This window comes from Labrys monachus, assembly GCF_030814655.1.
In the GTDB taxonomy this organism is placed as follows: domain Bacteria; phylum Pseudomonadota; class Alphaproteobacteria; order Rhizobiales; family Labraceae; genus Labrys; species Labrys monacha.
In genome coordinates, this window is the sequence record NZ_JAUSVK010000001.1 from 6,287,366 (window position 1) to 6,307,560 (window position 20,195).

Below are 20,195 nucleotides of genomic sequence, written 5' to 3' on the forward strand. Positions count from 1 at the left end.
CAGCGCGAACGCCTGCGGCCGGGAGCGGGCTCATTCCCGAAAGGCCGTCATGACCGCTCCCCTCGCCATCGCCGTGCTCAAGCTCGCCCATGCCGGCGACCTGCCGCTGCCGGCGGCCCAGAGCGCCGGCGCCGCCGGACTGGACCTCGCGGCCGCCCTGCCGCCGGGCGAGACGATCGTCCTCGCGCCGATGAGCCGCGCCCTCGTGCCGACCGGGCTGGTTTTCCAAATTCCACAGGGTTATGAAGGGCAAGTGCGTCCACGTTCCGGCCTGGCTGTGAAAAACGGAATTACCGTCTTGAATGCCCCGGGAACGATCGATGCGGATTATCGAGGTGAAATCATGGTCCCCCTGATCAATCTGGGCAGCGATCCCTTCGTCGTCAGCCACGGCATGCGGATCGCCCAATTGGTCATCGCCCCGGTGACGGCCTGCGTGCTCGTCGAGGCGAGCAGCGTCGATTCGACCGTTCGCGGCAGCGCCGGTTTCGGATCGACGGGGACCCGGTCAGGCGGGTAGATCGTTCCAGGGGGATTTAGGTCATGCAGCTTCTTTCGCGTCGCTCCTTGCTCGGCATTGCCGCCGTCGTCGACATCGCGCACCATTCGAGGCCGACGCCCGTAGCCGCCAAGGCGCTCGCGACCCGCCATGCCCTGCCGCCCCGCCACCTCGAGACCCTGCTGCAGGCGCTCGTGCGCCACAATATCCTCAAGGGCGTGCGCGGCCCGCGGGGCGGCTACGAACTGGCGCGCGAACGGCGCCGCATCACCGCCGGCGACATCGTGCGCGCCGCGATGTCGGACGCCTCCTCCGAGGACGATGCGGCCCCGGTGTCCAACCTGGTCGACCAGGTCATCGGTCCCTCGGTGAACCAGGCCTCGCTGGCCTTCCTGGCGGAGCTCGACAAGGTCACGGTGGAGGATCTGTGCCGCGACGCCGAGCGCAAGCACGTGTTCGGCGGCACGGCGGCGAATATCGACTTCGCGATCTAATTTACATGTCGAAAATGTTACTCCACATTAATCTCGACAATTTACTGGATTAATGCTGAGTTCCGCGCGATCGACCAATGAGGGAAAACCCATGGCAACTGCCGCACCGACCAGCCAAGTTCCGAACCACGTGCCCGGCCGCGGCCGTATCTACCAGTCGATCACCGAGACGGTGGGCGACACGCCCCTGGTGCAGCTCAACCGCCTGGCCAAGGCCAAGAACGTCAAGGCCCGCATCCTGGCCAAGCTCGAATTCTTCAATCCGATCGCCAGCGTCAAGGACCGCATCGGCGTCAGCATGATCGATGCGCTCGAAAAAGCCGGCATGCTGAAGCCGGAAACGGTGCTGGTCGAGCCGACCTCCGGCAATACCGGCATCGCGCTCGCCTTCGTCGCCGCGGCGCGCGGCTACCGGCTCATCCTGGTGATGCCGGAATCGATGTCGATCGAGCGGCGCAAGATGCTGGCCCTGCTGGGCGCCGAGATCGTGCTCACGCCCGCCGCACAGGGCATGCGCGGCGCGGTGGCGCGGGCCGAGGAGATCGTCAAGGAACTGCCGAGCGCCATCATTCCCCAGCAGTTCCGCAACCCCGCCAATCCGGAAGTCCACCGCCTCACCACCGCCGAGGAAATCTGGAACGACACCAAGGGCGACATCGATTATTTCGTGTCCGCCGTCGGCACGGGCGGCACCATCACCGGCGTCGGCCAGGTCCTCAAGCCGCGCAAGCCGGGCATCAAGATCGTCGCGGTGGAACCGGAGGATTCGCCGGTGCTGTCGGGCGGCCAGCCCGGGCCGCACAAGATCCAGGGCATCGGCGCCGGCTTCATTCCCGAGGTGCTCGACCGCTCGATCATCGACGACGTCATCACCGTCGGCAACCAGACCGCGTTCGACACCGCGCGCCTGCTCGCCCGCATCGAGGGCATTCCCGGCGGCATATCCTCCGGCGCGGCCGTCGCCGCAGCGCTCGAACTCGCCGCCCGTCCGGGCATGGACGACAAGAGCATCGTCGTGATCGTGCCGTCCTTCGCGGAGCGCTATATTTCGAGCGCCCTGTTCGAGGGCCTTTAGCGCGAAGCCGGCCGGCGGCGCCCCCGGCTTTCGCCCGGACGGCAAGGGCGCGGCGCCGCCTCGGCCGCTCGCGAAGGCGGGTGCGGCAACAGGTTCCTCTTCCATCCCGTCGTCGCCGTCATTCGCTCTCTTGCAGGCGGGCGCGGCTTTGCCTAAGCCTGTGTCGCAACGGTGCGCCGGCCCGACGGCAGCGCCGACATCGGTGCGCGCAAGGCCGGCCGCCCGGCCGGCGTCGCGCGGGAACAAACAGCCGGCCCCAACGCCGGCTCGCGTAAGGAATGACGGAGGAAGCCATGTCGGAAGCCCGGATTTACGACGTCCCGCCGGAATGGGCCGCGAGCGCCTATGTCGACGAATCGCGCTACCAGGCGATGTACGAGGCCTCCGTCGCCGATCCCGAGGCATTCTGGGGCGAACACGGCAAGCGCATCGGCTGGTTCAAGCCCTACACCCTCGTCAAGAACACGCGCTACGCGCCGGACGTGTCGATCCGCTGGTATGAGGACGGCACCACCAACGTCGCCTGGAACTGCGTCGACCGCCATGTCGCCGAGCGGGGCGAGCGCACCGCCATCATCTGGGAGGGCGACGATCCCGCCGAGTCCAGGCACATCACCTATCGCGAGCTTTCCGGACATGTGCAGCGCTTCGCCAATGTGCTGAAGAGCCAGGGTGTCGGCAAGGGCGACCGCGTCACCCTCTACATGCCGATGATTCCCGAGGCCGCCTATGCGATGCTCGCCTGCGCCCGCATCGGCGCCATCCATTCGGTGGTGTTCGGCGGCTTCTCGCCGGAGGCGCTGGCCGGACGCATCGCCGACTGCGCGTCCGCCGTGGTCATCACCGCCGACGAAGGCGTGCGCGGCGGCCGGAAGATCCCGCTGAAGGCCAATGTCGACGCGGCCTGCGCCAAGGCGGGCGGCGTCGCCTCCGTCATCGTGGTGCGCCGGACCGGCGCGCCGGTGGCGATGGCGGCCGGCCGCGATCATTTCTACGACGATCTCGCCGCCGCCGTGCCGGCCGAATGCCCCTGCGAGGAGATGGACGCCGAAGACCCGCTGTTCATCCTCTACACCTCCGGATCCACCGGCAAGCCCAAGGGCGTGCTGCACACCACCGCCGGCTATCTCGTCTATGCGGCGATGACGCACCACTATGTCTTCGACTACCATGACGACGACATCTACTGGTGCACGGCCGATGTCGGCTGGGTCACCGGCCATTCCTATATCGTCTACGGCCCGCTGGCCAATGGCGCGACGACGCTGATGTTCGAGGGCGTGCCGAACTATCCCTCGGTCTCCCGTTTCTGGCAGGTGGTGGACAAGCACAAGGTCTCGATCTTCTACACCGCGCCGACCGCCATCCGGGCGCTGATGGGCGCCGGCGAGGAGCCGGTCAAGGCGACCTCGCGCGCCTCGCTGCGCCTGCTCGGCTCGGTCGGCGAGCCGATCAATCCCGAGGCCTGGGAGTGGTATCACCGCGTCGTCGGCGATCACCGCTGCCCGATCGTCGACACCTGGTGGCAGACCGAGACCGGCGGCATCCTCATTTCGCCGCTGCCGGGCGCGACGGCGCTGAAGCCGGGTTCGGCGACGCGGCCCTTCTTCGGCATCCGGCCCGAGATCGTCGACGGCGAAGGCAAGGTGCTGAGCGGGGCCTGCCAGGGCAACCTCGTCATCGCCGACAGCTGGCCCGGCCAGATGCGCACCGTCTATGGCGACCACCAGCGCTTCTTCGACACCTATTTCGCCGCCTACAAGGGCAAATATTTCACCGGCGACGGCTGCCGCCGCGACGAGGACGGCTATTACTGGATCACCGGCCGGGTCGACGACGTCATCAACGTCTCCGGCCACCGCATGGGGACGGCGGAAGTCGAGAGCGCCCTGGTCGCGCATGAGCTGGTGTCGGAGGCGGCCGTGGTCGGCTATCCGCACGATCTCAAGGGCCAGGGCATCTACGCCTATGTCACGCTGATGGCCGGCAGCAGCGGCGATGACGGCCTGCGCAAGGAACTCGTCGCCTGGGTGCGGCGGGAGATCGGCCCCATCGCCTCGCCCGACCATATCCAGTTCGCTCCGGGCCTGCCCAAGACGCGGTCGGGCAAGATCATGCGCCGCATCCTGCGCAAGATCGCCGAGGACGATTTCGGCGCGCTCGGCGACATCTCGACCCTCGCCGATCCGGCCGTGGTCGACGACCTCATCGCCAATCGTCGCAACAAGATCGATCGATAGAGCGGGCGCCCGATCCCGCGTGCCGGCGTCGCAGCCGGCACGCGAGGCCCGACGCGCCGACGCGCGGTCCTGCCGAGTCAAGGCATAGAAAATCCATCGATATTATTATTACAATTCGCGGTCGAAATAGACGTCTTTGCGTCGCGGGCGGGCTTTTGTCTTTGGTGGCGAGCGACTAAACATTCTCCATCATCGGCCATCTCGACATCCCCCTCTCCTTCACTGGGGCAGGGGCATCCGCGTTTGTTCATGCCCGCTCTGCCTTCCAGCGACGACACCCAGCCCCCTTCCTCCACTGCGGTCCCCGCCTGGCTGCGGGGCATCGTGCGCCGCCGCGAGAGCGGGCTCGTCATCATGGCCGCGCTGTGCGGCGCGATCGCCGGCATCGCCGTCTTCGTCATCAGCCGCAGCGCGCAGATCGCGCATGAACTGTTCTTCGGCCTCAAGGCCGGCGACAGGCTGAGCGGCATGGAGAGCCTGCCGGCGGCGCTCGTCCTGGCCGTGCCCGTCCTCGGCGGCCTGGCGCTCGGCCTGTTCAATCTCGTCCTCGCCCGCAGCCACGCCCGCCGTCCCGTCGACCCGATCGAGGCGAATGCGCTGCATGGCGGCCGGATGTCGCTCGGCGGCAGCCTCATCGTCGGCGCGCAGACGCTGATCTCCAACGCCTGCGGCGCCTCCGTCGGCCTCGAGGCGGCCTATTCCCAGCTCGGCTCCGGCTTCGCCGCCCGCTTCGGCCTCGCCTTCCGGCTGCGGCGGGCCGACATGCGCCTGATGGTGGGCTGCGGCTCTGCGGGGGCGATCGCCGCCGCTTTCGGCGCCCCGCTCACCGGCGCTTTCTACGCCTTCGAGATCATCATCGGCTCCTATGCGGTGGGAACCCTGGCGCCGGTGGCGGCCGCCGCGATCACGGGCACCATCGTCACCCATGTGCTCGGCCTGGAGCCCTACCAGTTCGCCGTCGGCGCCGCCTTCCAGCCGCATGCCTCGGGCGTCGCCACGCTGTGCGGCCTCGGCCTGTTCTGCGCCGGCAGCGCCATCGCCATCATGCAGGGCGTGGCGCTGTCCGAGACGTTGTTCCGGCGCATCCGGCTGCCGATCGGCTTCATGCCCGCCATCGGCGGCCTGCTGCTCGGCCTGCTCGCCTTGGTCACGCCGCAGGTGCTGTCCTCCGGGCACGGTGCCCTGATGAAATTGCTGGCCGAACCCCCGCAGCCCCTTCTGCTGCTCGGCGGCCTGATCCTGCTCAAGGCCTTCGCCTCGGCGATCTCGCTCGGATCGGGCTTTCGCGGCGGCCTGTTCTTCGCCTCGCTCTTCCTCGGCGCCCTGCTCGGGCAGTTCTTCCTCGCCGGCGTCAGCCTCGTCACCCTGTCGCCCGGCCTGGCGCCGCATGCGGCCGCGCTGGCCGGCATGGCGGCGCTGGCGGCGGCCATCGTCGGCGGGCCGCTGACGATGAGCTTCCTCGTCCTCGAGATGACCGGCGATTTCCAGCTCACCGTCGCCGTGCTGATGGCGGTGATCGTCGCCACCATCACCGTGCGCGAGACCTTCGGCTATTCCTTCGCCACCTGGCGGTTCCATCTGCGCGGCGAGGCCATCCGCAGCGCCCACGACGTCGGCTGGGCGCGCGACCTCACCGTCGCCCGGGTGATGCGCACGCCGGTGCCGACGGTCGAGCGGACCATGTCCCTCGGCGCGTTCCGCCATGCCCACGCCCTCGGCTCGACCCATTACGTCGTGGCGGTCGACGGGCCGGACGGTCCCTATGCCGGGCTGGTGCGGGTCGCCGACGCCTATCAGGTCAATTTCGAGGGCCAGGCCGGCGGCCTGGTCGACGGGCTGCTGACCCACCGCACCGACACGCTGTCGCCGTCGATGACGCTCAAGGACGCCGCCCGACGCATCGAGGCCTGCGAGGCCGAGGCCCTCGCCGTCGTCGATGCGCGCAAGCGCGTCGTCGGCCTGCTCTCGGAAGCCCATGCCCTGCGCCGCTATGCCGAAGAGGCCGACCGGGCCCGGCGCGACCTCGCAGGCGAGGGGGTCTGAGCGCAACCGGCCGGTCCGGGAACGCGATCGGCGACACCCGCAAAAATCGCATATCTGGGCAGCATTTGCTTGGTTTTGCGCCGATGTGGCAAAAAAATCACCTTTTAGTCACGATCGCCATGCTAAATGGACGCCGGTCTGAGCGCCGCATTTTTGCCCCCCGCCAGCCTACCGTGCATTTGAGCCTTTCATGTCCAGATTGCCTGCCGCACCGGCCTCCAAGCCGGCGCCCGAACCGTCGTTTTTGGAATTCGTCCTCGTTATTGCGTTGATGATGGGGCTGGTTTCGCTCTCCATCGACAATCTCCTGCCCGCCTTCGATTCGATCCGCTCGACCTTCGGCGTGGCCGATCCCAACCGCATGCAGCTGGTGCTGACCGCCTATATGGCAGGCTTCGGCATCATGCAGCTGGTCTGGGGCCCGGTCTCCGACACGATCGGGCGCCGCAAGGTGCTGATGATCGGGCTGGCCATCTACACGGCGGGTACGGTGCTGGCGATCTTCGCTCCCAATTACGAGACGCTCCTGCTGGCGCGCGCGGTCCAGGGCATGGGCGGCGCCGCTGCCCGGGTGCTGTCGATCGCCATCATCCGCGACCGCTACAGCGGGCGCGACATGGCGCGGGTGATGTCGCTGACGCTGATGATCTTCATCGTCGTGCCGGTGGTGGCGCCGGCGATGGGCAGCGCCTTCCTCATCCTCGGCAGCTGGCACTACATCTTCGTGAGCATGCTGGGCCTCGTCATCGCCGTGGCGATCTGGTTCGGCCTGCGCATGCCCGAGACGCTGCATCCCGAATATCGCCGCAAGCTGTCGATCGCCATGGTCGCCTTCGGCATCGGACGCGTCGTCAACAACCGCGCCTCGCTCACCAACATGCTGGCCATGGGCCTCGCCATGGGCTGCCTGATGACCTATGTCGGCTCGGCCCAGCAAATCTTCGAGACCGACATCTACAAGCTCGGCCCGTGGTTCCCGCTCGCCTTCGGGATGATCGCCATCTGCATGGGCATCGCCTCCTTCACCAATTCGCGCCTGGTGAAGCGGCTCGGCATGCACAAGCTGTCGCGGGCGGGCATGGCGGGCTTCACCGTCATGGCCGCCATCCTGCTGGCCGAGGCCTATCTCTTCGACGGCCGGCCGCCGCTGCTGGTGTTCGGCATCACCATGGGCATCGCCCATTTCCTGCTCAGCCTGACGCTGCCGAACTTCAACGCGCTGGCGATGGAGCCGGTCGGCGACGTCGCCGGCACCGCCTCCTCCTTCATCGGCTGCGTCACCACCATCATGGGCGCGGTGATCGGCGGCCTCATCGGCGAGGCCTATAACGGCACGATCTTCCCGCTCGCCTGCGGCTATCTCGGGCTGTCGGCGCTGTGCCTGGTCGTCATGTACGGCTTCGGACGGAGCCCGGCCCTCGTCGCCTCCCGTGCCCCCGCGATGGTGCCGGGCGAATAGCGTTCCATCTTCGGATCGGATCACCACGAATCGCAGAATTCTTTTGATACCTCTGCGTTGAATGGGTGATCCGCTCCGGCTCGAACGCAATTCCTGGCGGTCTCAACCGATCGCTCATCTTTGTGGTGCAGAGTGGCGGCATGACCGTTTCGCCGCCGCTCCTCGTCGCCGCTCCCGATCTCGCCGCCGCCAGGGGCCGCTGGCTCGCCTATCTGGCGGTGGAGCGCCGCATGAGCCCGAAGACGGTCGAGGCCTATGACCGCGACGTCACCGCCCTCCTGCGCTTCCTCACCGGCCATCTCGGCGCCCCCCCGGGGCTCGGCGACATCGCCGCGCTCGCCCCGCGCGACGTGCGCGCCTTCATCGCCGCCCGGCGGACCGACGGGCTGAAGCCCCGCTCGCTGATGCGCGCCCTCGCCGCCGCGCGCGCCTTCGCCCGTTTCCTCGAACGCGAGGGCCACGGCGCCAGCGCGGCGCTCGCCGCCGTCCGCGGGCCCAAGCTGCCGCAGAGCCTGCCCAAGCCGCTGTCGCCGGATGCCGCCCGCCGCGTCACCGACGCCGAAAGCCGCAGCGGGGACCTGCGCGAACCCTGGATCCTCGCCCGCGACGCCGCCGTGCTGGCGCTGTGCTACGGGGCGGGGCTGCGCATTTCCGAAGCGCTCGGCATCGCCCGCAAGGATGCGCCGGTGAGCGGGCGCGACAGCCTCACCGTCACCGGCAAGGGGCAGAAGATGCGGTCGGTGCCGATCATCGCGCCGGTGGCGCAGGCGGTCGAGGCCTATCTCGCCCTTGTTCCATATGAAACAGGGCCGGACGGGCCGCTCTTCGTCGGCGCGCGCGGCGGGCCGCTGTCGCCGCGCATCGTCCAGCTCACGATGCAGCGCCTGCGCGGCGCGCTCGGCCTGCCCGACAGCGCCACGCCGCACGCCCTGCGCCACTCCTTCGCCACCCATCTGCTCGGACGCGGCGGCGACCTGCGCTCGATCCAGGAACTGCTCGGCCATGCCAGTCTTTCGACCACGCAGGTCTACACCAAGGTCGACGCCAGCGAGCTGATGCGGGTCTATCAGGCGGCCCATCCACGGGCGCGGGCGTAGGACACCTCGCGCGGGGCAGCGGATCCGCCGCCCTACTCCGCCCGCGGCGGACGCGCGAGCAGGCGCTCGATCACCGCATCGATGCCGACGCGCGCCTCGCCGACGAGATCGGCGACGGCGGCGGCGACCGGCATGTCGACCCCCTTCTCCGCCGCCATGCGGGCCAGGATCGGCGCGGTCCAGACCCCCTCGGCGAGGCCGACCTCGGCGATCGCCGTCTCCACGCCGGCGCCGCGCCCGAGTTCCTCGCCGAAGCGCCGGTTGCGCGAGCGGGACGAGGTTCCCGTCAGGATGAGGTCGCCGAGGCCGGACAGGCCCGCCAGCGTTTCGGCTCGCCCGCCGAAGGCGAGGCCGAACCGGGTCAACTCGGCGAAGCTGCGCGCCAGCAGTGCCGCCACGGTGCTCTCGCCGAAGCCGCGGCCGGCGGCGACGCCCGCGGCAATCGCCAGCACGTTCTTGGCCGCCCCGCCGATCTCGACGCCGCGCAGGTCGGTGGTGTGGTAGAGGCGGAAGGCCGGCGAGCCGATCATTCGCGCCAGGGCGGCGCCGAGGGCGCCGTCGGCGCAGGCCAGGGTCAGCGCCGTCGGAAAGCCCCGGGCGATGTCGGCGGCGAAGCCGGGCCCCGACAGCACGGCCGGCACGCAGGACGGCAGGGTTTCGCGCACGATATCCGAGACGAAGCCGCCGCTGCGCCGCTCGATGCCCTTGGCGGCAAGGATGAGGGGCATGTCCGGCGCCGCCAGGCCGCCGAGCTGCAGGCAGACGTCGCGAAGCGCCTGCGTCGGCACGGCGAGGACGAGCGCCTCGGCGGCGGCCGCCTCGCGGAGGTCGGCCGTCGGGCGGATCGTCTCGGCAAGGATGAGGCCGCCGAGGCGCGGCACGCGGCGCTCCTGCGCCAGCTCGGCCATATGGGCGGCGTCCCGCCCCCACAGCCGGACGGCGCATCCCGCCCGCGCGAGGGCGCAGGCGAGCGCCGTGCCGAAGGCGCCGGCGCCGATGACGCCGACGACCGCCCCGCGCGCAGCGCTCACGCCCTGGCTTCCTTGAGGCCCACCGCCTTGGCGCCCGTTCCCTTGCCGGATCCCGGCGCGTTGGGATCGAGCGGCCAGCGGGCGCGGGGGCTGAAATCGAGCCCGTCGGTCATGCCGGCGGCGAGCCGCTCGGCGCCGGCCCAGGCGATCATGGCGCCGTTGTCGGTGCACAGCGCCACCGGGGGCATCACCAGGCGCAGGCCGACTTCCGAGCCGAGGCGCTGCAGGCCGCGGCGGATGGCGCGGTTGGCGGCGACGCCGCCCGCCACCACCAGGGCGGTCGGCTGCCCGGCGGCATCGCGGAACCGCCGCAGGCCGACGCGCGTGCGGTCGACCACCATGTCGACGACGGCGGCCTGGAACGAGGCGCAGAGGTCGCGCACATCCTTGGCGGCGAGCGGGGCATGGCGCTCGGCTTCGAGGCGGACCGCCGTCTTGAGGCCGGAGAGCGAGAAATTCGGCTCGGGCCGGCCCTGCATCGGCCGCGGGAAGGCGAACCGCGTCGCGTCGCCGCTCATCGCCTGGGCCTCCACGGCCGGGCCGCCGGGATAACCGAGGCCGAGCATCTTCGCCGTCTTGTCGAAGGCTTCGCCGATGGCGTCGTCGATGGTGGTGCCAAGGCGGACATAGTCGCCGAGGCCGCGCACCGCGACGAGCTGGGTATGGCCGCCGGAGGCCAGCAGCAGCAGATAGGGAAAGGCGACGTGGTCGGTCAGGCGCGGCGTCAGCGCATGGGCCTCGAGGTGGTTGACGGCAACGAGCGGCCGGTTGAGCGCCAGCGCCAGCGCCTTGCCGGTGGTGAGGCCGACGATCACGCCGCCGATCAGGCCGGGCCCGGCGGCGGCGGCGATGGCGTCGAGCTTGTCGAAGCGTATCCCGGCTTCGTCCATCGCCCGCTCGATGACGTGGTCGACCATCTCGGCATGGGCGCGCGCGGCGATCTCCGGCACCACGCCGCCATAGGCGGCATGCTCGGCGATCTGCGACAGCACGATGTTGGACAGGATCTCGCCCTCGCCGTCCTGGTTGCGCAGGACGACCGCCGCCGCAGTTTCGTCGCAGGTGGTTTCGATGCCGAGGACGAGCATTTGGGATACGCCGATACCGATGAGGGAAGACAGGGCGTCATCGTAAAGCATGCCCGCCGCCAAATGAAGCAGTGCTTTCCACGGCGCTCCACCGGCGCGTGTGCGCGGCCGGCGCCGCGAATCCGGGCACCCGCGCGGCCTCGGCGAGCCCCGGCCTTTGACACCCCGGCAATTCTTCGGCAAAGCAGCGCGGTCCATCCTTCCGTCCTGCCGGGAAATCCTGCCTTGTCCATCCTCCTCCGCCTCGGCACGAGAGGCAGCCCCCTCGCCCTCGTCCAGGCCCGCGAGACCCGAGCGCTGCTGGCGCGCGCCCACGGCATCGCGCCCGAGCGCCTGGAGATCCGCGTCATCCGGACGTCCGGCGACATGATCCAGGACCGGGCGCTGTCGGAGGCCGGCGGCAAGGGGCTGTTCACCAAGGAGATCGAGCGCGCGCTGATCGACGGCGAGATCGACCTTGCGGTGCATTCGGCCAAGGACATGCCGACATTGCTGCCGGACGGGCTCGTCCTCAGCGCCTTCCTCGAGCGCGAGGACGTCCGCGACGCGCTGATCGCGCCGGGGGTGGCCTCGATCGAGGCCCTCCCGCACGGCGCCGTCGTCGGCACGGCGGCGCTGCGCCGCCAGGCGATGCTCAAGCGCCTGCGCCCCGATCTCGAGACCATGCTGTTCCGCGGCAATGTCGAAACGCGCCTGCGCAAGATCGCCGAAGGACAGGCGGACGCGACGCTGCTCGCGGTGGCCGGACTGAAGCGCCTCGGCATGCTCGATCATGCCAGCGCCATCCTCAGCGAGGAGAGCTTCCTGCCGGCGCTCGGGCAGGGCGCGATCTGCATCGAGACGCGGGCGGACGATGCCGCGACCAACCGGCTCGTCGGCGCCATCGACCATGCCGACACGCATCTGGCGCTCAGGATGGAACGGGCCTTCCTCGCCGTCCTCGACGGATCCTGCCGTACCCCCATCGCCGGCCATGCCCGCATCGAGGGCGGCACCGTCCGCTTTCGCGGCCTCATCCTGAAGCCCGACGGCAGCGAGGCGCACGAGACCGCGCGCAGCGGGCCCCTCGCCGAGGCCGAAGCCCTCGGCCGTTCGGCCGGCGAGGAGCTGCGCACGCGCGGCGGCCCCGGCTTCTTCACGGGGACCTGACGCTTGGCCCGCATCCTCGTCACCCGGCCGATCGAGGAATCGCGCCAGACCGCACGGGCGCTCGCCGAGCGCGGCCATGAGGCGCTGATCGATCCGATGCTGACCGTCACCCCCCGCGACGATGCGCTGCCGGAAGGTCCGTTCGACACCGTGGTCGTCACCAGCGGCAACGCCCTTGCGGCGATCCGGCACCGGCCGGAACTGGCGGACCTGCTCGCCATCCCCCTGGTCGCCGTCGGGCGGCGGACCGCCGCCGCCGCGCGGGCGCTCGGCTTCGCCGACGTCGAGACGACGGGCCGCGACCTCGACGCCCTCCTCGACCACGCGGCGCGGGCCTGGCCCACGCCGAGGCGCATCCTCTATCTGGCGGGAGCGGACCGCAGCGGCGACCTTCCCGCCGCCCTCGCCGCGCACGGCCATCACGTCCGGCTGGCGGTGGTCTATGAAGCGCACAAGGCCGAGCGCTTCGCGCCGGCCACGGCCGAGGCGATCGCCGCGGGGGGGATCGATGCGGTGCTGCATTATTCGGCCCGCACCGCCGAGGCGTTCATCGCCTGCGCCGGCGGCCCCGCCGCCCTGGCGGCGCTCGGCCTGCGGCATCTCTGCCTCTCGGCCAAGGTCGCCGCGGTGCTGGCCGAGAGCGGCGCCGGGCATGTGGCGTCCGCGCCGCTCCCGGAGGAGGAAGCGCTGCTCGACCTGATCTGAACCGAAATCGGCGGCACGGACGGACCGGGCGGGCCTCCGCCCGATTAGCGCCATACGGTTTCGTGATATAGGCTGGGCGATATCAGTTCCCATGAGGTCTGCATGGTACGGGAAGACGACACGGCGGGCGGCCAGGCACGGCAGAAGAGCATGGCTGTCCGCCCGACGACGCTCGATTTGAATGCCGTCGAGATACGGACCGAATCATCCGCCGCGGCGCCGGAGAGCGCCGGCGCGCCCGCCGAAGGCGACCCGCAGGCCGAAGGCGAGCCCGGCCAGCCCGGCCCCTGGAGCGGCGAGACGCCGCAGGAGCCGGCCGCCCCGGCGGCAGGCGAAACGCCGGACACCGACGCGGCCACGGCGGCAGCGGTCGGTCCCGAAGGCGAGGCCGAGCCCAGGCTCGACACGTCCGACGCGCCGCGAGCGGCCGTCGATGCCGGAACGCCCGAAGAGCCGGCGACCGCGCCCGCGGACGCGGCGGCCGAAACGGCGGGAGACCATGCCGCCCCGCCGGTGCAGCCGGCGCCGAAGCTCGACATCTTCGAGACGCCGCCCCCGCAGCGCAGGCTCCCCCTGCTGCTCGCCGCGCTGGCCGGCGGCGTCGCGGGCGCCGTCCTCGTGCTGGCGGCGGTTTCCTCCGGCCTCGTGCCTCTCGGCCGAAGCAATGACGACCTCTCGCCCCGCCTCGCCGCGGCCGAGCAGGACATCGCCTCCAACAAATCGGCGGCCGACCAGGCGATGAGCCGCGCGGCCGCCGCCGAGGATGCGGCGAAAGCGGCGCGCGATGCCGCCAACGACGCCCTCAATCTGGCGGGCGAGGCCCAGAAGTCCGCGGCCGCCACCCCGGCGGGCACGGCGCCCGCCGCGGCATCCGGCGACGCCGGTCCGCTGGCGGATCGGCTCGCCAAGGCCGAAGCCGACATCGCCAGCCTGCATGCGGCGCTGGACGAGGCGGCCAAGGCCCAGGAGGCCGCCATCGCGCCGGTGGGCGACAAGGCCGCCGCCGCAGCAGCCGCGGCGTCCGAGGTCCAGGCCGGTCTGCGCGACACACAGAAGCAAGTGGCAGCGCTCGCGGCCTCGACCAGCGCCGCCTCCAACAAGGCGGCGGCCTATGCGGTGGCGCTCGCCGAGGTCGCCCAGGCGGTGCGCGACGGCCGGCCGTTCGAGCCGGAGCTGAAGACGGCCGCCGCCATCGGCGGCAATGCCGATGCCCTCGCGCCGCTGGCGGCCCTCGCGGCGACCGGCGTTCCCTCGACCGAGACGCTCGCCGCAAGCTTCGACGCCGTCAGGCCCGCGATCGTGGCGGCCCTCACCCCCAAGCCGCCGTCGCCGCCGGCGGATGCCGGCGTGATGGACCGCCTGATGTCGAGCCTCGGCCATGTCGTGGTCATCACCCGCGAAGGCGACGGCTCGCCGGACGATCCGGCGGCGCCGGTGCAGAAGGTGTCCGACGCCCTCCACCGCGGCGACCTCGCCGGGGCCGTCGCCGTCTTCAAGGCGATGCCGGAGGCCGGACAGCAGGCCGGGGCGGCATGGCTCGCCCAGGCGGGCAGCGCGCTCGGCGCCCTCGACGTGATCCAGGCCGAGACCGCCGCGGCCCTCCAGAAATTCTCCAGTCCGTGAGGCGCTGATGCTCCGTATCATTGTCATCATCGTCGCGATCGCCCTGGCGGGGCTCGGCCTGAGCTGGCTGGCCGACCGTCCGGGCGACGTCGTGCTGACCTTCCAGCACTGGCATGTGCGCACGACGCTGACCGTCGCCGCCATCGCCCTCCTCGCGCTGGTCGCGCTGCTCGTGCTGCTGGTCGGCCTGCTGCGCTGGCTGCTGCGGTCGCCCGCCGCCCTGTCCGGCTATTTCCGGACCCGGCGCCGGTCGAGGGGCTTCAATGCCGTGACCCAGGGCATGATCGCCGTCGGCTCGGGCGATGTGCGCCGGGCGCAGCGCCAGGCGGCCGAGGCGGAGAAAATCCTCGGCTCGGAGCCGCTCGCTTTGCTGCTCCGAGCCCAGGCGGCGCAGCTGTCGGGCGATCGCGCCGGCGCCGAGGCCGCCTTCCGCTTGATGCTGGAGGATCCGGAGACCCGGCCGCTCGGCCTGCGCGGGCTCTTCGTCGAGGCGCGCCGCCGCGGCGACGCCCGCGCCGCCCGCATGCTCGCCTCCGAAGCGGTGAAGACGTCGCCGACCCTGCCCTGGGCCGGCACCGCCCTCCTGGAATTCCAATCGCTGGAGAAGGACTGGGCCGGCGCGCTCGCCACCCTGGCGCGCAATGCCGACCATCGCCTGATCGACAAGGACACTGCGAGGCGCCATCGCGCCGTGCTGCTGGCCGCCCGCGGCATCGAGCAGGCGGAACGCGACCGGGCCGGCGCGCGCGCCAGCCTGCTCGAAGCCCTCAAGCTCGCGCCCGGCCTGGTGCCGGCGGCGGTGATGGCGGCGCGGCTGCTCTCGGAAAGCAACGAGATCCGCAAGGCCTCGAAGATCCTCGAGGCGGCCTGGCGCCTGTCGCCCCATCCCGATATCGCCGAAACCTATATGAACGTGCGGCTCGGCGATTCCGCGCGCGACCGGCTGACCCGCATCCAGTCGCTGGCGGCGCAGGCCCCCGGCAGTCCCGAGAGCGGCGTGGCCCTCGCCCGCGCCGCCCTGGCGGCGCGCGACTTCACCCTGGCGCGCTCCTCGCTGACGCCCTTCCTCGCCTCCGGCGCCACCGAGCGCGTCTGCCTGCTGATGGCGGAGATCGAGGAAGCCGAGAACGGCTCCACCGGCAAGGTCCGCGAATGGCTCTCGCGCGCCGTCCGCGCGCCGCGCGATCCGGCATGGACCGCCGACGGCGTCGTCTCGGACGTGTGGCTGCCGGCATCGCCCGTGACCGGTCATCTCGACGCCTTCGAATGGAAGATGCCGGTCGAGCGCCTCGGCGCCCCGACGGACAGCTATGCCGACGACGTGCTCGCGGATATCGACGAACCCGAGCAGCCCCGGCTGGTGGAGGCCGAAGTCGTGGCGCCGGCGGCGGTGCAGGACGCCCTCGCCCCGGCCGAACCGCCCGAGGCGCCGGAGACGCCGCCGGCAGCCGAGCCGGCCGCTCCGGAGCCGAAGGCGGAGGCGGCCAAGGTCGAGCCGCTGAAGCCGCTGGCACGGCGGGCGGCGCCGATCACGCCGGTGCTGCCCTCGCATCCGGTGCCGGACGATCCGGGCACGGGCCCCGACAAGGCGAACACGGTGGTCCGCTTTCCGATCAACGGGTAGCGGACCACCCCTCCAATCTTGACGTGCCCGCCCGGCCGATACAACCTGCGCACGGATGCCGGGGCGCTGATGGAAACATTCGAGTGGATCATCCTTCTGCTGCTGGGCGCGGCCCTGCTGGCGGCGCTGGCGCGCCGGCTGGGCGTGCCCTATCCGACCTTCCTGGCCATCGGCGGCGCCTGCCTCGCCTTCGTGCCCGCCGCGCCGGCATGGACGCTCGATCCCCATCTCGCGCTGACGCTGTTCGTGGCGCCCGTGCTGCTCGACGCCGCCTACGACACATCGCTGCGCGATCTTCGTGACAATTGGCTGCCGGTGGGCAACCTCGTCATCGCCGCCGTCGGTGTCACCACCGTGGCCGTCGCGGTGGTCGCCCACTTGATGGTTCCGGCGATGCCATGGGCCGCCGCCATCGCCCTCGGCGCCATCGTCGCGCCGCCGGATGCCGCCGCCGCGACCGCGGTGGTGCGGCAGGTCAGGCTTCCGCACCGCCTCCTCAAGATCCTGGAAGGCGAGAGCCTCCTCAACGACGCCACCGCCCTGCTGATCTACCGCCTGGCCGTGCTGGCGATGGTGTCGGGCGGCATTTCGGTGGTCGGCATCGCGCCGGCCTTCCTGCTCACCGTCGTCGGCAGCATCGTCGGCGGCATCGCCTTCGGCCATCTGTTCCAGCGCGCGAATCGGCTGATCGACGACGCGCCGACGGCGATCATCGTGCAGTTCTCCGCCACGTTCGGGGTCTGGATCGTCGCCGAGGCCATCGGCCTCTCCGGCATTCTCACCATCGTGGCCTATGCGATGACGGTCGCCCGCACGGGCGGCGTGTTCGTGCCGGCGCGCATGCGCGTGCCCGTCTATGCGGTGTGGGAGACGGCGGTCTTCATCCTCAACGCCTTCGCCTTCGTGCTGATCGGCATGCAGCTGCGCCCGCTGTGGGAGCGGCTCGACGCGGGCCTGCGCTACGAATACGGCATGACGGCACTGGCGGTGCTCGCCACCACCATCCTGGCGCGCTTCGCCTGGGTGATGACCTACAACACGGCGATCCGCGTGAAGATCGCCCGCTACGGCTTCCGCCCGCCCCGACCGATGGCCCGGCCGACGATGCGCGGCGGGCTGATGGTGTCCTGGGCCGGCATGCGCGGCATCGTCACGCTCGCCGCCGCCTTCGCGCTGCCCGACAGGCTCGCCGACGGCTCGCCCTTCCCCTATCGCGACCTCATCCTGATCTGCGCCTTCTGCGTGGTGTTCGGCACGCTGGTGATCCAGGGGCCGACCCTGAAGCCGCTGATCGGATGGCTGCGCCTGCGCGACGGCGACCCCGTCGGCCAGGAGGTGAAGTGGGCGCGTACCGAGGCCTATCGCGCGGCGCTCGACGCCATCGCCGACGAGACCTCGCCCCTGGCGGGCATCCTGCGCAAGGAATACCGCGCGGTGGTCGAGCTCAACGAGACCAGTCCCACCGAGGACGACACCGACGAGCTGCCAGGCAATCCGATCCGGCGCAAGGCGATCGCCGCCGCCCGCCGCAAGGCCAATGAACTGCGCCTCGACGGTGCCATCGGCGATGACGCCTATCACGTGCTGGAGGCGGAGTTCGACTGGGCCGAGCTCAGCGCCGGAGCCACATAGACGATGATCAATTTCGAGCGGATCCGATCCGATACGCCGGCGGCCGGCCGGCAATCCTATCTCCACAATGCCGGCGCCGCGCTGATGCCGGTCTCGGTGGTGGCGGCCATGAAGGATCATATCGACCTGGAAGCCGAGATCGGCGGCTACGCCGCCGCCGACAGGGAGGCCGAGCGGCTCGAAGCCGTCTATGATTCCGTCGCCCGGCTGCTCAACGCCGGCCGGGACGAGATCGCCCTGGTGGAGAACGCCACCGTCGCCTGGCAGATGGCGTTCTATGCGATGCCCTTCAAGGCGGGCGACCGCATCCTCACCGCCGAAGCCGAATATGCGGCCAATTATGTCGCCTATCTGCAGATGTGCCGCCGCACGGGCGCGCGGGTCGAGGTGGTGCCGAACGACGCCTCGGGCCAGCTCGACGTCGCCGCGCTCGAGCGCATGATCGACGGCAAGGTGAAGCTCATCTCGGTGACATGGGTGCCGACCAATGGCGGCCTCGTCAACCCCGCGGCACGCATCGGCACGGTGGCGCGGACCTACGCCATTCCCTATCTGGTCGACGCCTGCCAGGCCGTGGGGCAGATGGAGGTCGACGTCGAGGCGATCGGCTGCGACATGCTTTCGGCGACCGGACGCAAATTCCTGCGCGGGCCGCGCGGCACCGGCTTCCTCTATGTCCGCCGCTCGATGCTGCACCGGCTCGAACCGCCGATGATCGACCATCACGCCGCGCCGTGGGTGGAACGGGACCGGTACCGGCTGCGCGGCGATGCCCGCCGCTTCGAGAATTGGGAGAATAATTATGCGGCGCGGCTGGGGCTGGGCGCCGCGGTCGACTATGCGCTCGATCTCGGGCTCGATGCGATCGAGAAGCGCTGCCGCGCGCTGGCGAACCGCCTGCGCGCCGGCCTGAGCGGCATAGACGGCCTGCGCCTGCGGGATCTCGGCCGGAGCCCGTCGGCCATCGTCAGCTTCACGCTGGACGGCCATGAGGCCGAGAGCGTCGTGGCGAGCGCCGCCGCCGCCGGCATCGTCATCGGCACCTCCGACCCCGCGAGCACCCGGCTCGACGCCGAGGCGCGATCCCTGCCGATGCTGGTGCGCGCTTCGCCGCATTACTACAACACCGGCGCCGACATCGACCGCCTGGTCGAGCATGTCGCGCGGCTGTGAGGCCCGGCCGCACGCCGCCGCGCCGGCCATGACGGTTTCGGCGCGACGTGGTAGAGCTGCGGCATGAACGACATCGACACGCTCACCGCCCGCATCGACACGCTGGAAACCCGCCTCGCCTTCCAGGACGAGATCATCGAGGATCTCAACCAGGCGATCGTGGCGCAGTGGAAGCAGATCGAGGCGCTGACGCGCCGGCTGGCGCGCCTCGACGACCGCATGCAGGCGACCGAGCTACGGGCGGACCTCGCCGGCCTGCCCGAACCGCCGCCGCCGCATTATTGAGGGCGCGGCCTCAGCTCACCCGCCCGCGCAGGGCGAGGAAGTCGAGCAAGGCGCGCACGCGGGAGGGCAGCGGCCCGCCCTGTCCGACATAGATGGCATGGAAGACCTCGCGGTCGCCGGATCCGAGCGGCTCGAGCACCGGCACCAGACGGCCCGCCGCGATGTCGTCGCGCACCGTGAACGCCGCGAGGCGGGCCAGGCCGGCGCCGCCGAGCGCGAGGTGGCGAAGCGCCTCGCCGTCGCTCGCCTGCACCCGGCCCACCGCCGGCACCAGCACGGTCTCCTCGCCGTCGCGCAGCGACCAGCCCTCGATGCTGCGCGCATAGCTGAAGCTGAGGCGCTCATGCAGCTCGAGATCGGCGATGGTCCGGGGCACGCCGGCCCGTCCGAGATAGGCGGGCGACGCCACGATCAGCATCGGCGTCTCCCCGAGCTTGCGCGCGACGAGGCTCGAGCTCTTCAGCGGCCCCGCCCTGACGGCGATGTCGGTGCGCTCGGCCAGGAGGTCGATGACGTGATCGGTCTGCACGATGTCGAGGGTGACGCCGGGGTGGAGCGCGAGGAAGTCGGGAAGCACCGGCGCGAGGATGTGCATGCCGTAGGAGGCGCTGGTGTTGAAGCGGATGCGCCCGACGGCCTGTTCCCCGGTGGCGGCGCCGCGCTCGGCGTCCTCGATGTCGGCGAGGATGCGCGTCGCCCGCTCGTAGAAGGCGCAGCCTTCCGGCGTGAGCTGGAGCTTGCGGGTGGAGCGGCTGACGAGCCGGGCGCCCAGCCGGCCCTCCAGCCGCGCCACGAGCTTGCTGACCGCCGAGGGCGTCATCCGGCAGGCGCGCGCCGCGGGCGAGAAGCCGCCCTGCTCGACGACGCGGACGAACACTTCCATCTCGCCGGAGCGATTGATCTCGATCCGTGCCATTGTGAGTTCAATTCATAGATGATGTGATTTCAGGCATTCTATCTCATCGTCTCCCGCGCGTC

The 20,195-nt window shown here is 70.8% G+C and carries 17 protein-coding genes; 14 read left to right on the forward strand and 3 right to left on the reverse strand.

The window, feature by feature from the left end:
- The first annotated feature begins 49 nt into the window (after positions 1 to 49).
- From dut to J3R73_RS28705, 7 genes are all read left to right on the forward strand, one after another.
- Entirely contained in the window at positions 50 to 520 is a 471-nt protein-coding gene (dut, locus tag J3R73_RS28675; protein ID WP_307437769.1) for a dUTP diphosphatase, read from the forward strand.
- 23 nt (positions 521 to 543) lie between these two features.
- Positions 544 to 993, forward strand: a complete 450-nt coding sequence (locus J3R73_RS28680; RefSeq protein ID WP_307435476.1) for an RrF2 family transcriptional regulator — start codon at positions 544 to 546, stop codon at positions 991 to 993.
- A 91-nt stretch (positions 994 to 1,084) separates the two neighbouring features.
- The gene (gene cysK / locus J3R73_RS28685) at positions 1,085 to 2,068 is read left to right on the forward strand and encodes a cysteine synthase A (RefSeq protein WP_307435480.1); all 984 of its coding nucleotides are present in this window, start codon (positions 1,085 to 1,087) and stop codon (positions 2,066 to 2,068) included.
- 293 nt (positions 2,069 to 2,361) lie between these two features.
- On the forward strand, positions 2,362 to 4,308 hold the full coding sequence (gene acs, locus J3R73_RS28690; protein ID WP_307435484.1) for an acetate--CoA ligase: 1,947 nt from the start codon (positions 2,362 to 2,364) through the stop codon (positions 4,306 to 4,308).
- 249 nt (positions 4,309 to 4,557) lie between these two features.
- Complete coding sequence (locus J3R73_RS28695) at positions 4,558 to 6,351, forward strand: chloride channel protein (protein ID WP_307435486.1); 1,794 nt, start codon at positions 4,558 to 4,560, stop codon at positions 6,349 to 6,351.
- A gap of 190 nt (positions 6,352 to 6,541) precedes the next feature.
- On the forward strand, positions 6,542 to 7,810 hold the full coding sequence (locus J3R73_RS28700) for a multidrug effflux MFS transporter (RefSeq protein WP_307435488.1): 1,269 nt from the start codon (positions 6,542 to 6,544) through the stop codon (positions 7,808 to 7,810).
- Between the two features lie 140 nt (positions 7,811 to 7,950).
- Entirely contained in the window at positions 7,951 to 8,907 is a 957-nt protein-coding gene (locus tag J3R73_RS28705; protein WP_307435491.1) for a tyrosine recombinase XerC, read from the forward strand.
- A 32-nt stretch (positions 8,908 to 8,939) separates the two neighbouring features.
- Here the strand turns inward: J3R73_RS28705 and J3R73_RS28710 are convergent, their stop codons facing one another.
- Together J3R73_RS28710 and tsaD are read right to left on the reverse strand one after the other, a co-directional pair.
- Entirely contained in the window at positions 8,940 to 9,938 is a 999-nt protein-coding gene (locus J3R73_RS28710) for an NAD(P)H-dependent glycerol-3-phosphate dehydrogenase (RefSeq protein ID WP_307435494.1), read from the reverse strand.
- Positions 9,935 to 11,026, reverse strand: coding sequence for a tRNA (adenosine(37)-N6)-threonylcarbamoyltransferase complex transferase subunit TsaD (gene tsaD, locus J3R73_RS28715; RefSeq protein WP_307437772.1), 1,092 nt, complete (start codon positions 11,024 to 11,026; stop codon positions 9,935 to 9,937). The genes J3R73_RS28710 and tsaD overlap by 4 nt, the downstream gene beginning before the upstream one ends.
- A 207-nt stretch (positions 11,027 to 11,233) precedes the next feature.
- On the opposite strand from tsaD, the gene hemC reads away from it, so the two are divergent.
- The 7 genes from hemC (at position 11,234) to J3R73_RS28750 (ending at position 19,217) form a co-directional block, all read left to right on the forward strand.
- The gene (gene hemC, locus J3R73_RS28720; protein WP_307437776.1) at positions 11,234 to 12,175 is read left to right on the forward strand and encodes a hydroxymethylbilane synthase; all 942 of its coding nucleotides are present in this window, start codon (positions 11,234 to 11,236) and stop codon (positions 12,173 to 12,175) included.
- A 3-nt stretch (positions 12,176 to 12,178) separates the two neighbouring features.
- Positions 12,179 to 12,880 carry a uroporphyrinogen-III synthase gene (locus tag J3R73_RS28725; RefSeq protein ID WP_307435497.1) on the forward strand — a complete coding sequence of 234 codons (702 nt, stop codon included), beginning with the start codon at positions 12,179 to 12,181 and terminating at the stop codon, positions 12,878 to 12,880.
- Between the two features lie 102 nt (positions 12,881 to 12,982).
- Complete coding sequence (locus J3R73_RS28730) at positions 12,983 to 14,503, forward strand: COG4223 family protein (protein ID WP_307435500.1); 1,521 nt, start codon at positions 12,983 to 12,985, stop codon at positions 14,501 to 14,503.
- Positions 14,504 to 14,510: 7 nt separating this feature from the next.
- Positions 14,511 to 16,127, forward strand: coding sequence for a heme biosynthesis protein HemY (locus J3R73_RS28735; protein WP_307435503.1), 1,617 nt, complete (start codon positions 14,511 to 14,513; stop codon positions 16,125 to 16,127).
- A 69-nt stretch (positions 16,128 to 16,196) separates the two neighbouring features.
- A complete protein-coding gene (locus J3R73_RS28740) occupies positions 16,197 to 17,759 on the forward strand; it encodes a Na+/H+ antiporter (protein WP_307435505.1) in 1,563 nt (520 codons plus the stop codon).
- Positions 17,760 to 17,762: 3 nt separating this feature from the next.
- Positions 17,763 to 18,932: an aminotransferase class V-fold PLP-dependent enzyme gene (locus tag J3R73_RS28745; RefSeq protein WP_307435507.1), complete on the forward strand. Its 1,170-nt coding sequence runs from the start codon at positions 17,763 to 17,765 to the stop codon at positions 18,930 to 18,932.
- A gap of 63 nt (positions 18,933 to 18,995) precedes the next feature.
- Positions 18,996 to 19,217, forward strand: coding sequence for a SlyX family protein (locus J3R73_RS28750; protein ID WP_307435510.1), 222 nt, complete (start codon positions 18,996 to 18,998; stop codon positions 19,215 to 19,217).
- 10 nt (positions 19,218 to 19,227) lie between these two features.
- Here J3R73_RS28750 and J3R73_RS28755 read toward each other — a convergent pair whose 3' ends face one another.
- A complete protein-coding gene (locus J3R73_RS28755; protein ID WP_307435513.1) occupies positions 19,228 to 20,133 on the reverse strand; it encodes a LysR family transcriptional regulator in 906 nt (301 codons plus the stop codon).
- Between the last annotated feature and the right edge of the window lie 62 nt (positions 20,134 to 20,195).

What these genes read in the sequence shown, in the direction of transcription:
- tsaD (WP_307437772.1), bottom strand. Translation starts at nt 11,026, where the DNA reads ATGCTCGTCCTCGGCATCGAAACCACCTGCGACGAAACTGCGGCGGCG.
- J3R73_RS28745 (WP_307435507.1), top strand. Translation starts at nt 17,763, where the DNA reads ATGATCAATTTCGAGCGGATCCGATCCGATACGCCGGCGGCCGGCCGG.
- J3R73_RS28755 (WP_307435513.1), bottom strand. Translation starts at nt 20,133, where the DNA reads ATGGCACGGATCGAGATCAATCGCTCCGGCGAGATGGAAGTGTTCGTC.
- J3R73_RS28680 (WP_307435476.1), top strand. Translation starts at nt 544, where the DNA reads ATGCAGCTTCTTTCGCGTCGCTCCTTGCTCGGCATTGCCGCCGTCGTC.
- J3R73_RS28700 (WP_307435488.1), top strand. Translation starts at nt 6,542, where the DNA reads ATGTCCAGATTGCCTGCCGCACCGGCCTCCAAGCCGGCGCCCGAACCG.
- J3R73_RS28695 (WP_307435486.1), top strand. Translation starts at nt 4,558, where the DNA reads ATGCCCGCTCTGCCTTCCAGCGACGACACCCAGCCCCCTTCCTCCACT.
- acs (WP_307435484.1), top strand. Translation starts at nt 2,362, where the DNA reads ATGTCGGAAGCCCGGATTTACGACGTCCCGCCGGAATGGGCCGCGAGC.
- J3R73_RS28735 (WP_307435503.1), top strand. Translation starts at nt 14,511, where the DNA reads ATGCTCCGTATCATTGTCATCATCGTCGCGATCGCCCTGGCGGGGCTC.
- cysK (WP_307435480.1), top strand. Translation starts at nt 1,085, where the DNA reads ATGGCAACTGCCGCACCGACCAGCCAAGTTCCGAACCACGTGCCCGGC.
- J3R73_RS28730 (WP_307435500.1), top strand. Translation starts at nt 12,983, where the DNA reads ATGGTACGGGAAGACGACACGGCGGGCGGCCAGGCACGGCAGAAGAGC.
- J3R73_RS28740 (WP_307435505.1), top strand. Translation starts at nt 16,197, where the DNA reads ATGGAAACATTCGAGTGGATCATCCTTCTGCTGCTGGGCGCGGCCCTG.
- dut (WP_307437769.1), top strand. Translation starts at nt 50, where the DNA reads ATGACCGCTCCCCTCGCCATCGCCGTGCTCAAGCTCGCCCATGCCGGC.
- J3R73_RS28705 (WP_307435491.1), top strand. Translation starts at nt 7,951, where the DNA reads ATGACCGTTTCGCCGCCGCTCCTCGTCGCCGCTCCCGATCTCGCCGCC.
- J3R73_RS28750 (WP_307435510.1), top strand. Translation starts at nt 18,996, where the DNA reads ATGAACGACATCGACACGCTCACCGCCCGCATCGACACGCTGGAAACC.